Annotated in this window: 14 protein-coding genes and 1 pseudogene; 13 read left to right on the top strand and 2 right to left on the bottom strand. The window is 65.8% G+C overall.

The window, feature by feature from the left end:
* The first annotated feature begins 172 nt into the window (after window positions 1-172).
* The 13 genes from A5781_RS07810 (at window position 173) to A5781_RS24880 (ending at window position 12,456) form a co-directional block, all read left to right on the top strand.
* Window positions 173-934: an anti-sigma factor gene (locus A5781_RS07810; protein WP_067203581.1), complete on the top strand. Its 762-nt coding sequence runs from the start codon at window positions 173-175 to the stop codon at window positions 932-934.
* A 48-nt stretch (window positions 935-982) separates the two neighbouring features.
* Window positions 983-2,740 carry a thiamine pyrophosphate-binding protein gene (locus A5781_RS07805; protein ID WP_067203510.1) on the top strand — a complete coding sequence of 586 codons (1,758 nt, stop codon included), beginning with the start codon at window positions 983-985 and terminating at the stop codon, window positions 2,738-2,740.
* Window positions 2,721-3,392: a hypothetical protein gene (locus A5781_RS07800; protein WP_067203508.1), complete on the top strand. Its 672-nt coding sequence runs from the start codon at window positions 2,721-2,723 to the stop codon at window positions 3,390-3,392. The genes A5781_RS07805 and A5781_RS07800 overlap by 20 nt, the downstream gene beginning before the upstream one ends.
* Window positions 3,389-4,408, top strand: coding sequence for a 3-oxoacyl-ACP synthase III family protein (locus A5781_RS07795; RefSeq protein ID WP_067203506.1), 1,020 nt, complete (start codon window positions 3,389-3,391; stop codon window positions 4,406-4,408). The genes A5781_RS07800 and A5781_RS07795 overlap by 4 nt, the downstream gene beginning before the upstream one ends.
* Window positions 4,408-5,442 carry a histidinol-phosphate transaminase gene (locus A5781_RS07790; protein WP_067203579.1) on the top strand — a complete coding sequence of 345 codons (1,035 nt, stop codon included), beginning with the start codon at window positions 4,408-4,410 and terminating at the stop codon, window positions 5,440-5,442. Before A5781_RS07795 ends, A5781_RS07790 begins: the two co-directional genes overlap by 1 nt.
* Window positions 5,443-5,569: 127 nt before the next feature.
* The gene (locus A5781_RS07785; RefSeq protein ID WP_231990661.1) at window positions 5,570-6,838 is read left to right on the top strand and encodes an NAD(P)/FAD-dependent oxidoreductase; all 1,269 of its coding nucleotides are present in this window, start codon (window positions 5,570-5,572) and stop codon (window positions 6,836-6,838) included.
* A complete protein-coding gene (locus tag A5781_RS07780) occupies window positions 6,831-7,934 on the top strand; it encodes a methyltransferase (protein ID WP_067203504.1) in 1,104 nt (367 codons plus the stop codon). The genes A5781_RS07785 and A5781_RS07780 overlap by 8 nt, the downstream gene beginning before the upstream one ends.
* Before the next feature lie 43 nt (window positions 7,935-7,977).
* Window positions 7,978-9,405: an NAD(P)-binding protein gene (locus A5781_RS07775; RefSeq protein ID WP_067203502.1), complete on the top strand. Its 1,428-nt coding sequence runs from the start codon at window positions 7,978-7,980 to the stop codon at window positions 9,403-9,405.
* Between the two features lie 45 nt (window positions 9,406-9,450).
* A complete protein-coding gene (locus A5781_RS07770) occupies window positions 9,451-9,999 on the top strand; it encodes an RNA polymerase sigma factor (protein ID WP_067203500.1) in 549 nt (182 codons plus the stop codon).
* Window positions 9,996-10,697 carry a Rieske (2Fe-2S) protein gene (locus A5781_RS07765; protein WP_067203498.1) on the top strand — a complete coding sequence of 234 codons (702 nt, stop codon included), beginning with the start codon at window positions 9,996-9,998 and terminating at the stop codon, window positions 10,695-10,697. Before A5781_RS07770 ends, A5781_RS07765 begins: the two co-directional genes overlap by 4 nt.
* Before the next feature lie 30 nt (window positions 10,698-10,727).
* Window positions 10,728-11,132, top strand: coding sequence for a cupredoxin family copper-binding protein (locus A5781_RS07760; RefSeq protein WP_067203497.1), 405 nt, complete (start codon window positions 10,728-10,730; stop codon window positions 11,130-11,132).
* Window positions 11,129-12,049, top strand: coding sequence for a metallophosphoesterase (locus tag A5781_RS07755; RefSeq protein ID WP_067203496.1), 921 nt, complete (start codon window positions 11,129-11,131; stop codon window positions 12,047-12,049). Before A5781_RS07760 ends, A5781_RS07755 begins: the two co-directional genes overlap by 4 nt.
* Entirely contained in the window at window positions 12,046-12,456 is a 411-nt protein-coding gene (locus A5781_RS24880) for a hypothetical protein (RefSeq protein WP_156624462.1), read from the top strand. The genes A5781_RS07755 and A5781_RS24880 overlap by 4 nt, the downstream gene beginning before the upstream one ends.
* Here A5781_RS24880 and A5781_RS07750 read toward each other — a convergent pair.
* Together A5781_RS07750 and A5781_RS07745 are read right to left on the bottom strand one after the other, a co-directional pair.
* Window positions 12,341-13,477, bottom strand: a complete 1,137-nt coding sequence (locus A5781_RS07750; RefSeq protein ID WP_082939255.1) for an acyltransferase — start codon at window positions 13,475-13,477, stop codon at window positions 12,341-12,343. The genes A5781_RS24880 and A5781_RS07750 overlap by 116 nt on opposite strands.
* Before the next feature lie 686 nt (window positions 13,478-14,163).
* Window positions 14,164-15,252: pseudogene (locus A5781_RS07745) on the bottom strand (acyltransferase family protein); the annotation flags it as partial.
* Window positions 15,253-15,260 lie beyond the last annotated feature (8 nt).

Below are 15,260 nucleotides of genomic sequence, written 5' to 3'. Positions count from 1 at the left end.
ATCGTTTCACCAGCAAGCAACATAAGCCATTTAGCAGAGCCGTAGCGAACGGGCTGCAAGCAAGTCAGCCTGGATTGACGGCCGATCGCCGACACTACCGGCCATCCGAACGGCCACCGGCGACGAATGCCCTACATACCAAGGAATTCCCCAGGAGGGAACTTACACGATGATGCCGCAAAGGCGGCCCGGGACGCCGGCCGACGGCGACTCATCCGGGCATGGCGAGTACGCGATGTGGGATGCCGCATACGTGCTGGGATCACTGTCGCCCGTCGAACGGCGGGAATTCGAAGCGCACCTGGCCGACTGCCTGTTGTGCCGTAACGCCGTTGGCGAGCTCAACGTCATCCCGGCCTTGTGGTCGCAATTGGATCGCGACGAGGTGGCGCGGATCGACGAGACCGACATCCGGGTCGCGGAGCCGCCCAAGCACTTGCTGCCGTCGCTGCTGGCCCAGGTGAGCTGGCGGCGGCGCCAGCGCCGCATCGTGAGTTGGACCGCCGGGGCCGTCGCAGCCGCGGTGCTGGCGATCGGTGTGCTCGTCGGCCTTGCGGGCCAATCCTCGACATCCGCGCCGATGCCGCCGCTGGCGAGCGTGTCGGCTCAGCCCATGGCACAGGTCGGGACCGACAAGCTGGCCTCGACGGTCTCGCTCACCAGCCAGCGGTGGGGAACGTCCATCTCGATGAACTGTGTCTGTCTGGCCCCGCTGGACGCCCATCACGATGGGTTAGCGATGGTCGTGGTAGGTCGCGACGGCAGCCGCACCCGATTGGCCACCTGGGTGGCGAATCCGGGCCATACGGCATCGCCCGCTGGCCGTACTTCAACACGTGTCGATCAAATCGCCTCTGTACAAGTGGTTTCCGCTGACGACGGCCGGGTTCTCCTCGAGCGTCCACTGGGAGTTTTCGCCCCCCGGGTGAACTGAACTCACTCGCGACTCGTGTCACTGGCAGCTACACACGTTAGGTGACACATGCCAAGGCAACACAGAGTGGTCGATCATATCGTCGAGCACCTCGCGAGAATCGGCGGCGGTCACATATTCGGTGTCGACGGCGCCAACATCGAAGATATTTACGACGCAGCATATTTCAGTTCGGACATCACCGCGGTGTTGGCCAAACACGAGTTTTCCGCGGCCACGATGGCCGATGGGTACAGTCGTAGCGGCGCCGGTTTGGGGGTGGTGGCGGCGACGTCGGGCGGAGGTGCGCTCAATCTCATTCCGGGCCTTGGCGAATCATTGTCCAGTCGAGTGCCGGTGTTGGCATTGGTCGGTCAGCCCGCAAGCACGATGGACGGTCGGGGCAGCTTTCAAGACACCAGTGGCCGCAACGGATCAATGAATGCAGAAGCATTGTTTTCGGCGGTATCGGTCTTTTGTCGGCGGGTGTTGACACCCGCCGACATCGTTTCGGCGTTGCCCAGCGCCATCGCGGCGGCACGTACCGGAGGCCCCGCGGTTTTATTACTACCCAAGGATATTCAGCAAGCGAGGATCGGCATCAACGGCTACGGCGGTAACGACCACCATGGCCTCGCGTGCCCAGGCCGACGGATCGGGGATCCACACGCGATTGTGCGCGCCCTGCGCCGAGCGACTGGAGCCGTCACGATCATCGCCGGCGAGCAGGTAGCGCGTGACGATGCCCGGGCCGAACTCGAGGAGCTGCGCGCCCTGCTGCGCGCACGGGTGGCGTGTGTGCCCGACGCCAAAGATGCCGCCGGCACACCGGGTTCCGGTTCGTCGTCGGCGCTCGGCGTGACCGGTGTGATGGGCCATCCCGGCGTGGCCGACGCGGTGGCGGCCAGCGCCGTGTGTCTGGTGGTCGGCACCCGACTTTCGGTGACCGCCCGCACCGGCCTCGATGACGCGCTCGCGGTGGTGCAGACGATCTCCATCGGCTCAGCACCGCCGTACCTGCCGTGCACGCATGTGCACACCGAAGACCTGCGAGGGTCGCTGCGGAAGCTGACCCGGGCGTTGTCCGGGCCAGGTCGGCCGAGGTGGCTACGCGTGCCCGATTTCGTCGCAGAAGCCGAACTCAGTCCACCCCCCTTCGCGGGTGGGGGCGTGCGCTACCGCGATGCCATGGTCACGCTCGATCGCGTGTTGCCCGACGGAACCGACATCGTCGTCGATGCCGGCAACACCGGCGCGGCCGCGATCCATCACCTGTCCGTTCGCCGGGGCGGTCGGTTCGCGGTCGCGCTTGGCATGGGCGGCATGGGCTACAGCTTCGGTGCCGGTATCGGGATGGCCTTCGGCCGTGCCAACAGCGGACGCAGCGGCGGTCGCACCGTGGTGATCGCCGGGGACGGTGCATTCTTCATGCACGGCATGGAGGTGCACACCGCGGTGCAGTACCGGCTTCCGGTGACGTTCGTGTTGTTCAACAACAACGCCCACGCCATGTGCGTCACGCGCGAGCAGCTGTTCTACGACGACCTGTACAGCTACAACCGGTTCGCTCCCAGCCGGCTGGGAGCCGGTCTGGCGGGCATGTTCCCCGGGCTGTCCTCGGTCGACGTGGCAGATATCGCCGCACTGCCGGCAGCGCTGGAACGGGCGATGGCCGTCGACGGTCCATCCGTGGTCAGCGTCGAGTGCGCCGCCGACGAAATCCCGCCGTTCGCAGCATTCCTGAACAGACAACCCACCAACCACGTTGTCGAACAACAGATCACAACGCAGAAGGAGAACCAATTCCATGTCCGCAGCAGCGCTTGACGATATCGCCGTTCACAGCGGCAGCAGCGAGCCGATCGAGGGAGTGGTACGTATCGAGACCTCGCCGCTTGAGGAGACCGCCCCGGCGTTCATGGCGAAGATGCGGTCGGTCTACCCGCACGACCAGGTCTTCGGCCAGTACTGCACGGTCAACGACTACGTCGATTGCCCGCCCGACGAGCTGTTCGAGTACCTGGCCCACACCCGCAGCCTCGAGGAGTGGACCTATACCCTGCGTGACTTCACGCCGACCGAGCAGCCCGGGCTGTGGCTGGCCTACGACCGGTTGCTTCCGGATACCAAGATCTACACGCGCACGGTGGCCAACGCCGGGGCCCGCACCGTCGACTACCACTGCGCCTGGGACCAGGGCGAGCACCTGTGGATGATCTACCTTATGCGGGTGATCGACGCGCAGCCGGTGCTTGGCAAGCCCGGTTCCGTTGTGCTGTGGACCAATTGCCGCCACCCGTTCTACGACCACAACCCGTATCCCGAGGCCGCCCCGCCGGATCGGACGGGCTGGGTGGGCGACTTCTGGGACATCTTCGGTGCCGGTCATGGGCTGGAACTGAACAACCTCAAGTCAATCGTCGAATACCGCCACCGTAACGGGCTGCCCGTCACGCCGTCCTGGATGAGTACATCATGAAACAACCCAGCGTCAGCCTCACGGACGTTTCCACGTATCTGCCGGGCGAACCCATCGGCGCCGACTACTACGCGCGGTTCGCCGGCTCAGACGACCTCGCGGCCAACCTGATGTTCCGCGCGCCGAAGTTCCGCCATCACGTCGGGCCGGACGAAACGGCGACCGACATGATCGAGCGAGCCGCACAGGGTCTGATCGAACGGCACGGCCAAGATGTCATCGCCAACGTCGACGTGCTGATCACCCACGCCCAAATGCCCGACATGCCGTTCTACGGCGGGGGTGGCGCCATCGCGAACCGGCTGGGCATGCGCCCCAACTGGGTGCTGGATCTGCATAACGGCGGGTGTGCCGCGTTCTTGCTGGGTCTCAATGTGGCCCGCCAGCTACTCGCGTCGGGGGAGGGGAGCACCGCGCTGATCGCGATCGCCCAGAACGCCGCCGGGCAGGCATTCGACCAGCCCGGGGTGCGCCGCAAGGCGCAGGCCGCAGTTCCCGGTGACGGTGCCGGCGTCGCATTGGTGACACTCTCGGATCGATCACCCATCCTTGGCATCGAGTGCCGCACCTACGGCGAATACGCGGGCGACATGACACTCGTCATCGACCCACCACGCAAGTGGTGGCAGGCCGGCCCCGGTGAGGCCTCCATCGGGTTCACCGAAACCCAGATCGCCAAGGTGCTGGCGCGGGGCAATCGGCAGGTCCCCGAAGTGGCGCTCGCAGTTTGCGATCGAATCGGCCTGCCGTCCAAGGATATCGACCTGCTGGTCACCAACCAGCCCAACCGGGTGTTCCTGCGCAACTGGCGCGAAGCGCTCGAGGTGCCGCCCGAACGTCATCGCGACACGTTTGACGAATGCGGCAACCTGTTCGGCGCCGGGATCCCGATCAACCTGGATCGTGCGATATCGGACGGCCAGGTCAAGGACGGCGACGTCGTGATGATGGCCGCCTTCGCGCACGCCGGTGACTTCGCGGGTGCGGCGGCGGTCCGGTGGGGCGGGCGAAGCTGATGCTGCCCCTTGTGCAGGCGAGCTCTGCCGCCGCGGAGATCCACGATGCGCTGCCAAACGCGACCGATCCGTTCGCATTGTCGCTCAACGAGAACCCGTTTCCACCGTTGCCGGCGGTGCGCTCGGCGCTGATCCGCTCGATCGACGTCGCCAACCGGTATCCGGAGTTTCTGCCCGAACGGCTGCGCCGCTTGATCGCCGGTCATATCGGGGTCCGCGACGAGCAAGTGGTGCTGGGATCGGGTGCGAGCGGGGTGGTGATGCAGGTCCTGCACGCGGTGACCCAGCCCGGTGACCGGATTATGCTGAGCGAGCCGACTTTTGACGGGTATCCGATCTTCGCCCGGATGGCCCGCCTGACATCGATCATTGTTCCGCTCGACAAGCACGGCCACCACGACCTGGAGGCGATGGCCGAAGCGGCAGCGGACGCACGCGTCGTCGTCCTGTGCCGGCCCCACAACCCGACCGGCACCCTGGAACCCGTCGCGGATGTGAATCGATTCCTGCGGCGGGTGCCGGTCGACACGATCGTGCTGCTCGACGAGGCCTACATCGAGTATGTCGCCCCCCAGCATCGCATCGACGGGCCCGACCTGATCCGGCGCTTTCCGAATGTCGTTATTTTGCGGACGTTCTCGAAGGCCTATGGGTTGGCCGGACTTCGCATTGGGTACGGATTCTCCTCACCCGACTTGTCCACGACACTGTGGGGGATGCAATTGCCCTTCGGCATGGGCATCACCAGCCTGGTCGCGGTGGCGGCGTGCTACGACGCCGAAGACCAATTGCGGCGACGCGCTCTGCGAATCAACGGCGAGCGCGATTACCTGCGCCGGCGCCTTCGTGCAAAGGGCGTATACACCACCGATGGGCACGCGAACTTCGTCTACCTTCCGGCCATCGGGCGCGGATGGCGAGAGGTCTTCGGCGACAGCGGGCTGAAGGCCCGCCACTACTCCGACGGCGCCGCTCGGATCACGATCGGAACGCGCATGTCCACCCGAGCGGTGCTGGCCGCAGTGGCCAAGTAACAACGGGGGATGAATCCGATGCTGACGCTTTGCTTTTCAGTGGTCATGGCGGTCGCTGGAGTAGGCCTGACGCACCCGCAGACGCGACTCGGGCTATGGTCGTATGAACGGCGCGCAGAGGACTGAAGTGGGTAATTCTGCGAAGCTGAGGCCGGTGCCCGACGCGACGTCGGCACGGCCCCTTCGGATCCTCGTTGTCGGCGCCGGTGTGGGCGGCATTTCCATCGCCCGCGGATTGTTGCGGGATGGGCATGACGTCACCGTCTTCGAACGTCGGCCGGACGTGCAGGCGGGCGGCGGTGCGGTAACCATCTGGTCCAATGGCTCGACCGTTTTGGGGCAGCTGGGGGTCGATATGGAGGGGGCCGGTCAGTCGCTGTCCACCCTGCGGGTCATGACAGCCGCGGGTCGTCGGGTCACCACCGTGGATTTGACGTCGATCGTGGACCGGCTGGGGGCACCGGTTCGGATGGTTCCACGTCGAGTCCTGCTGGAGCGGCTGCTGGAAGGCTTTCCGTCCGAACGCATTCGGTGCAATGCGCGGGCGACCGGGGTCGTTGACCGGGAAGGCGGAGTTTCGCTCGAGTTCGAAGACGGCGGGTCGGCCGAAGGAGATCTGTTGATCGGTGCCGATGGTCTGCATTCGATGGTGCGCGGCATCCTCGGCGCGCCGCCGGCGGAACCGACCGGCTGGTGCAGCTGGCAGGGGCTGGTCACCCTTCCCCACGTCACCGACAAGCAAGTCGCACACATGATTATCGGCGAGCACGGCAGCATCGGCCTGTGGCCCGCGGGAGGATCGGACGTGCAGTGGTGGTTCGACTTGCCGTGGTCGCCGGACTTCGTCAGGCCGCGCTGCCCGATCGACATGATCCGGTCTCACTTCGAAGGCTGGTCCGACTCGGCCGACCGGGTACTCGCGACTTTGACCGATGAGGATCTGGCCCGCTCGCCGTTCCCGCACTTCCGGCATCGGATCCCGCGCTCGAGCCGAGGGACCGCGACGTTGCTTGGCGATGCCGCCCACACAATGCCGCCTACCCTGGCGCAGGGGACCAATCAGGCCCTGCTCGACACGATGGTGCTATGCAAGGCGCTTTCGCGTTTCGCAACGAGTGGCGACGGCATGTGCCGCGGCCAACGTGATCTCAGGGGCGCGCTGCGCTGGTACGAGGACACCAGGCGGCGCAAGGTCAAGGCCGTCTCCTGGGTGACCACGCTGCAAGTGTCCCGCAGCGAGGCCGCCCTCAGGCCGGCGGCGATGATCCCGGGCCGGTTGATGACTTGGGTGCTGACAACGTTTCTTCGTTCGGTGAGTCACCGCAGGATGTCCGCGGAGATCAGCCGAGACCTCTGCGCCGCGACGCACACCCATCTGGTCGATGCCAATGACTAACCCGATATCGGCCACCACCAAGGTGCCACCCGCCAAGTTGGCCCGCGCAGTCGAGTGGATTCGCCACTACCTGTATCGGCTCCATCAAAGGCTGACACCTGCGCCGGCGGCGATGATGGAGATGATCGTTGCCACCTGGACATCGCAGGCGATCACCGTGGCGGCCCAACTAGGAGTCGCCGATGCCCTGGCCGACGGCCCGCTGCCGATCGAGCAGCTGGCCGCCCGGGTGGGCGCCGACGCCGACGCGCTGGGCCGGCTGCTGCGGGCATTGATCGGTAAGGGCATCTTCCGTCATCGCCGTGACGGGCGCTATGAGCTGAATTCCCTTGCCGGTACCCTGCGTTCGGACGCGCCGATCTCGATGACTTGGGCGGCGCAGTTCTACGGGTCGGCCGAACAGCGCGAACGCTGGACCCTGTTGGTCGACTCGATCCGCACCGGGAGTTCGGTCGTCCCGGCGTTGCGCGGCAAGACCAGTTTCGACTACTTCGACCGGTACCCCGAGCTTGCCAAACTCTTCAACCGGACGATGACGAGCGTTTCGGAGCTGACAGACGGGCCGGTTGGCGCCGGTTACGACTTCGGCGTTTACCCCACAATCGTCGACGTGGGCGGTGGGCACGGCACGCTGCTGGCCGTCATCCTGGCGGGCGCGCCGGCGTCGCGGGGTGTCCTTTATGACCTGCCGGGGGTGGTCGTGGATGCCCCGAAGGTGTTGCGCAAGTATAACGTTGCCGACCGTGTCTGCGTCGCGGAGGGGTCTTTTTTCGATAGCGTTCCGGGCGGTGGTGACGCGTACATTCTCAAGAACATCATCCACGACTGGCCCGACGAGAAAGCGGTCCAGATCCTGCGGAACGTTCATCGGGCAGCCGGCCCCCGAGCCACCGTGTTGCTGGTCGAATTGGTCATCCCCAACCACGATCGGGACTTCCCGGGCAAATGGGTGGACTTGGAGATGCTGCTGAACTTGGGGGCCCGCGAACGCACCGCCATCGAATACCGAGACCTGCTCAGTCGAGGCGGATTCCAGGTGACGCGGGTGGTGCAAACCGCTTCGCCCCTCAGCGTTATCGAGGCCCGAGCGGCATAACCGCCACCAGCTCCGCGCCGGCCGGGTTAGCCTTTATCCCGTAATGCACACCATTGAGGCCGACTACCTGGTGGTCGGCGCAGGCGCCATGGGCATGGCGTTCGTCGACACGCTGGTGTCCGAAACGGACGCCCGCGTGGTGCTGGTGGACCGCAACCACCAGCCGGGCGGGCACTGGAACATGGCCTACCCGTTCGTGCGGCTGCACCAGCCCTCGGCGTTCTACGGCGTCAATTCGCTGCGCCTCGGCAGCGACTCCATCGACCAATTCGGTTGGAACCAAGGGCTTTACGAGTTGGCGACCGCCGCGGAGGTGTGCGCCTACTACGACCATGTGATGCGCCGACAGCTATTGGCGAGCGGCCGGGTCTCCTACTTCCCGATGAGCGAATACCGCGGCCAGTACGACGGTAAAGGCCGCTTCACCACGCTCGAGGGAGCCGACCACACCGTCAGCGTGGCGCGCCGCATCGTCGACGCCACCTACATGCACGTCACGGTGCCTGCAATGCGGCCGGCGCCCTACGCCGTCGCGCCCGGCATCACCTGCGTGCCGCCCAACGACCTGCCGAAACTGGGTGCGCACGAGCGTTACGTGATCGTCGGCGCGGGCAAGACCGGCATCGACACCTGCCTGTGGCTCCTCGGCCAGGGCATCGCGCCGCACCGGCTGACCTGGATCATGCCCCGCGACTCCTGGCTGCTGGATCGCGCGACGATGCAGCCGGGACCGCTGTTCGCCGAGAAGATCAAAGCCGGCTTCATCGCGCAGCTGCGCGCGATCAACGACGCCGCGTCGGTCGATGATTTGTTCACCCGGCTCGAGGACGCCGGCAGCGTGCTGCGGATCGATCCGGCGATCCGGCCGACGATGTATCGCTGCGCGACCGTCACCCGGGCCGAACTCGAACAGCTGCGACGCATCGGCGACGTGGTGCGCAAGGGGCACCTGCTGCGCATCGACGCGGACCAGATGGTCCTCGAGGACGGCACGGTGGCGCGCGACGGCGACGCCCTGTTAATCGACTGCACCGCCGACGGTGCCGAAAAGCGGCCGGCAACACCCATTTTCGACGCCGGCCGGATCACGCTGCAAAGCGTGCGCGGATGCCAGCAGATCTTCAGCGCCGCGCTGATCGCCCACGTCGAAGCCGCGTACGCCGACGACCGGGTGAAGAACGGGCTGTGCGTGCCGTTGCCCCACCCGGACACCGATGTCGACTGGTTGCGATTGGCGCTGGCGGATTACAGCAATCAGCTGCGCTGGCTCGACGATCCGGACCTGACCGCCTGGCTGTCCGCGGCGCGCCTGGACCTGTTCGGTCATCTGGTCGGTCATCTGCTGCCGCCGGCTTCGGCGAAGCCCCGCGTGCGCGACCGGCTGCTGAGCATCGCCAAGTCGGTGTTCTCGGCCACCGCCACCAAACTCGACCAGCTGCTCAGTGAACAAACCTCACTTGCCGCACCGTGATAACCGGTGTAACCCGGCTCGATATTCATCGGGTAGAGGAGGCACGTGGCGGCACAAAGCGAACCCGTCAAACGACCGCTGCGGGCAGTGCCCGACAGCGGCCTTGACGACGGCTATCCGGACTGGGAAGCGGTATACCAGGACAACGCGTCCTGGGTCTACCGCACGCTGTTCGCCCGGGTCGGCAACCGGGCCGACGCCGAGGACCTCACCGCCGAGGTCTTCCTCGCCGCGCTGCGGCCGCTGCGGCTGACCGCGAGCGTCGGCGAGGTGCGCGCCTACCTGCGGGTCACCGCGCGAACGGTGCTGGCCGCGCATTGGCGGGAGACCCTGGGCCGGGAGATAACCTCGATCGACGACATCGAACAACCACCGGAAAGCGAGGAAGCGATCAGCACCGCGCCGCAGCGTGTCGCCCGGGTTCTGGACAACCTGCCGGACCGCTACCGGCATATCCTGGAATTACGCTTCCTGCAAGGGCATTCGATCAAGGATTCCGCCGCGGAACTCGGGGTCAGCGTCGCCAACGCCAAGGTGCTCCAGCATCGCGCGCTGCGGTTGGCGGCGCAGGTCAACGATGGGGGCTCACCATGAACGCGCGAGGGCTGCGCCGCTACGTCGACGACCTGTTGCGGGGCAGGCGGCCCAGGCCGTTCGCCCCCGACGATTTCGAGGCGGCGCAGCTGCGCACGGCGATCGAATTGCGCGCGGCCGGGCGCCGGGGCGAGGCCCCGCGCCCGGAATTCCTCGACGAGCTGCATGGTCGCCTCGCCGAGCAGATGTCCGACGCGCGACCCCAAGCGGCGCAAAAGCACAGCAGCACCCGCCGCCAGGTCATCGTCGGCACGTCGGCCGCGGCGGCCGCCGCGGTCACCGCGGTGTCCATCGACCGAGCCGTTATCGCCGGCCACCCCGGCGGGGTTCCCGCCGCCGACAACGCGCCGCTCACGCCCAACGCCGGGACATGGCAGCGGGTGGCGGCCAGTTCGCAGGTACCCGACGGGGTCATGCATCCGTTCGACCTGGGTTCGGTGAGCGGATTCGTCCGCCGCGTCGACGGTAAGCCGCAGGCCGTCTCCGGGGTATGCACCCACCAAGGGTGCCGGCTGTGGTTCGATGCGCCCGACGACACGCTGCGCTGCCCCTGCCACTCGACGTCGTTCTCGCCCACCGGGCAGGTGCTCACCCACCAACTGCCGATCGCCCCGAAGCCGTTGCCGGCGTTGCTGGTTCGTGAGATCGACGGCGTCATCGAGGTGTTCGCGCCCGCGCGTCCCGACCAGCCCGCCTGAGTGGTGTAACCCGCCGCCCTATTCCTGGGCATGATGCTTCGAAAACATTCGGCGGTCGCCGTGGCCGCCGCAGTCCTCCTGGCGGGTTGCTCGGCCTCGCGACCGGCCACCGGCACCGCTACCGGTGCCGGTACCAGCATGCCCATGGGCTCCATGTCGTTGACCCCACCGGCGGCGCCGGTCAGCGGCAACCAGGTCAACATCGACGGGTTCGCGTTCGCGCCGGCCACCCTGACCGTCCCCGTGGGCACCACCGTCACGTGGACCAACCGCGACGAAGAACCGCATACGGTGGCCGCATCCGACGGTTCGTTCCACTCGCCCGGGATGGGGACGGGGGCGACTTTCACCCACACCTTCTCCGACGCCGGAACTTTCGACTACGTCTGCTCCATCCATCCGATGATGCGCGGGAGCGTGGTGGTGACGCGATGAACCCGAACATGAGTCGCCGCCAGCTGATGCGACACACGGCGTGGTTCGGGGCGGCGGTGGGCTTCGCCGTGGTTGGCGGCGAAGTGATTTCGCATGTAGCGGGTACCGCGGCGGCAGAGCACGCGCACGCCCGGCCCACCCTGCGGTTCGCCCAGATCAGCGACAGCCACATCGGATTCACCGGGGCGCCCAACCCGGACGTCGCCGGCACGTTCGGCCATGCGATCGATCAGGTCAACAATCTCGGCTACACACCGGATTTCGTCGTGCACACCGGCGACCTGACGCACCTGTCCAGCCCCGAACAGTTCGACCAGGTGAAGCAGATGATGACTGCCCTGAAGGCGCCGCATGTGTTCACCGTGCCCGGGGAGCACGACTCGGTCGACGACGCGGGCCAGAAGTATCGAAGCGCCTTCGGTGCGGGATCCGTCGGCGACGGCTGGTACAGCTTCGACACCGCAGGCGTGCACGTGATCGCACTGGTCAACACGCTGAACCTGCACAAGCTCGGACATTTGGGGGCCGACCAGTTGGAGTTCGTCGAGAAGGACGTCGCGCGGCTGTCGAGCGATACCCCCATCATCGTGTTCAGCCACATCCCGTTGTTCGCGATGTACCCCAACTGGGGCTGGGGCACCGACGACGCGGCCCAGGCGCTGAGCTACCTGCGCCGGTTCTCGTCGGTCACCTGCCTCAATGGGCATGTGCACCAATTGTTTTCCAAGACGGAAGGCAACGTGACGTTCTACAGCGGGACGACGACCGCGTACCCGCTGCCGCGGCCGGGTGACGGGCCGGCGCCCAAGCCGGTCACCCTGCCCGCCGGCAAGCTCCGCGATGCCCTCGGCATCCGCGAGGTCACTTACACCCGGGGCGAGGCCACCCTGGCGTTGAAAGAGCAGGCGCTGCAATGACTCTTCTGCTTCGCATCGGGCTGGCCGCGTCACTGGCGGTCAGCGCCGCCAGCCACGCCTACCTCTATGTGCACGGCTACCGACACATCCCGGATATCGGCGCCGCCTTCCTGGTTCAGGCCAGTGCGTCGTTCGCCATAGCCCTGCTGATCCTCCTGGGCGGTCCCGGCTGGCTCCGCTGGGCCGGCGCGGCCGTGGCGGGTGGCTCGCTGATCGCGTTCGGCCTATCGAGAACGATTGGGGTTATGGGCTTCTCGGAGCAGGGCTGGCAGCCCGCACCCCATGCCGCGATCAGTGTGACCGCGGAGGTGTTGACGGTGCTGCTGTGGGCGGGGGATCTGGCGACTGCGCGGGGTCGGGGAGTTCGCCAACTTCAGCAAGGTCGCGGACAGACCACTTCCGCTTGAGACGAGACCTCAGATTCTGCGCCGGCTTCTCGACCGAATACCAGCTCAGCGCCGCCAGAGGCAGGGTACCCAGCGCCGAAACGAGGAAAAACACAATCGGATTCAGCCAGATAAGCCCACAGATCGCCAGCAACTGCTGCATCGGGTAGGCGTAAATGTAGACGCCGTAGGACAGATCCGTGCGTAATCTCAGGCGCTGGTTGTGGATCAAGGCACCCGACACGATGACGGCATAAGCCAGCGGAAGGGCAGCCACCACGCGGTAATCGGGCAGTAGACCTGCCGCCAGGACGATCACCACGCTGACCGCAACCAGTGACCACCGGGCGGGAATCACGTCTCGCCACTGATAAAGGACCGCGCCGGCGGCAAACATGATCGCGGATCGCACAGCCAACTGCGGGATAGTCCATACCCCGGGAAATGTCAGCGGCGGCAATAACAACGCCCCAAGCACCGCCAGGACCAAAATTGCAGGGGACACCCAACGGCGATTGGCGAGTCCGATGACGCCGATGACAGCGACAACCAGGTAGCACATCAATTCCCAGACCAGGGACCACAGAGAAGCATTCCATTGGCCCGCATCCGGGATCCCGCTCGGTGTGGCACCGACATTCTGATGAAGGTAGGCGACCGCGGCGTTTTTCCAGACGTACTCGATCGCGTCGCTGGACAGGAGCAGCTTGGCGCCCGAGCCACCTTGAATCGCCACACTTATCGGGGCGATGACGAACGCGGTCACGATTAAGCAGACGTAGAACCCGGGGAGGATGCGAAGGGCTCGAGCGACGAGATAGTCGCGGACTCGTGGGTCGTTGAGCCAGCTGGCGGTAATGAGAAATCCGGAGATCGCAAAGAACCCGTCGACACCCACCGAGAAGAACAGCTGGAGTATCGCCGCGGGCGGCGTACGGCCCGTGATCGGCCAGGAGTGGAACAGCATCACCTCTGCCGCCAGCGCCAACCGGAATGCGTTCAGCGCGTTGTTCCGCGGATCGAATACCAGTCCGAGCTTCATCCGCCTCCGCCTGTCGTCTTATACCCAGCGCCGTCGGCGCCATCGTATCGGCCGTGACTAGGCGGTGCCCCGGAATTCCGGAGGAAGCGCGGTACCTCGAACCTCGGTGGGCAGCACGAGCACCGTTTGCGTTGTCTGCTCTCGGGGGGCGGTCGACTTCCGCTTGAGACGACGTTTGAGAGACCGCGCTGGGTTGTCGACCAAAACCAGCTTGCCGCGGCCAGCGGCAGGGTCGCTGCCGTCGCAACGACGAAGACGCGAACGGATTTAGCCATTTGAGGCCGCCGATGACCGGCAGCTGCTGGATTGGGGTCCGGTCGATCTAGACCGGTTGCGGGTCTGACCTTTTCAGAGCAGGGCTGGCGGCCCTGCGCCACACGCCGCGGGGGTCTGGCGACTGCGCGGCTGGGGGAGCTCGCCAGTCGGCGTGATTCATCGATCGAGTGCGTGCCCGAGTTTCATCCGAGTCCGCCAGTCGCCGTGCGATTCGGACGCAATCGTACGACGACGTTGTTGGGGACCGTCGGGATCTCCAGCTGCTCTGGGCAGGGGCGAAAGCCATTGGTGGGTGGTGCATCCAGTTGGGGGCTGAGTACCTCGGGCGCCAACGGGCGCGGTGGTAGAGCATCAGCATGGACGGCCGGCCGGTCTGTGACGACGACTGGGTCGCCACAGCTGCTACTTTCGGCGACGTCGGAGGCGGCCAACCCCTTTCGTTTGAATCGATGTTTCAACGCTTGTGCTGGCTTCTCCACCAGGAACCAGCTCAGCGCGGCAAGCGGCAACGTCACCGCCATGGACAGGGCGGCGAAAGCCAACGGAGTAAGCCAGATAAGCCCGTTCATGGCCAGCAGCTGCTGCATCGGGCTCGCGTAGATGTAGACGCCATAGGACAGATCCGTACGCAATCGAAGGCGCCGGCTGTGGATCAGCGCCCCCGAAACGATGACCGCGTAGGCAAGCGGGATCGCGGCGACCATCCGGTAGTTAGGGAGGACGCTTGACGCTGCAACGATAACCACGCTCACGGCGACGAGTGACCACCGAGCGGGGACCACATCTCGCCACTGGTACAGGAATGCGCCCGCCGAGAACATGATCGCCGCCCTTGCGGCCAGATATATTAGCGCGATGGCCGTGCCGCCTTGCTGGTGATCAGCCGTGCCTTCGGGGAGCGAGATCGTCGGCAAGGAGACGGTCCCGAGTAGAGCCGCTACAAATATCGCCGGGGAAATCCAACGGCGGTTGGCGAGTCCTACCACGCCGATCACGGCCACTACGAGGTAGCACATCACTTCCCAGATGAGGGACCACAGCGATCCATTCCAGGCACCCCCGGCCGGAATGCCGTGCGGCGTGCCGCCAATATCGAACTTGACCAGCGCCACCGCGCTGTTTTTCAAGACGAACTCCAACGACGCGCCGGAGGTTATCAGCTTCGTACCAGAGCCACCTTGCATTGCCACGCCGATCGGGGCGATGACGAAGGCCGTCACCAGCAGGCACACGTAAAACCCGGGAAGGATGCGAAGGGCCCGCGCGCCGAGAAACTCACGGAGTCGCGGGTTGGCGAGCCAACTAGCGGTGATGAGGAATCCCGAAATCGCAAAGAACCCATCGACGCCTACGTTAAGAAGCAACTGATAAGCCGGCCGCAGCGACGGGACGCGCCCCGTCATCCCCCAGGAGTGGCACACGATCACTTCGGCCGCCATCACTAGCCGCCATGCATTCAGCGCATTGCTCCGCGGATCGAATGCGCGCCCTAGTTTCATCAACCCCC

It is taken from the genome of Mycobacterium sp. 852002-30065_SCH5024008 (genome assembly GCF_001665645.1).
GTDB lineage: Bacteria > Actinomycetota > Actinomycetes > Mycobacteriales > Mycobacteriaceae > Mycobacterium > Mycobacterium paraffinicum.
Note: the sequence above shows the minus strand (reverse complement) of the source record. Positions and strands in the feature narration are given on the sequence as shown.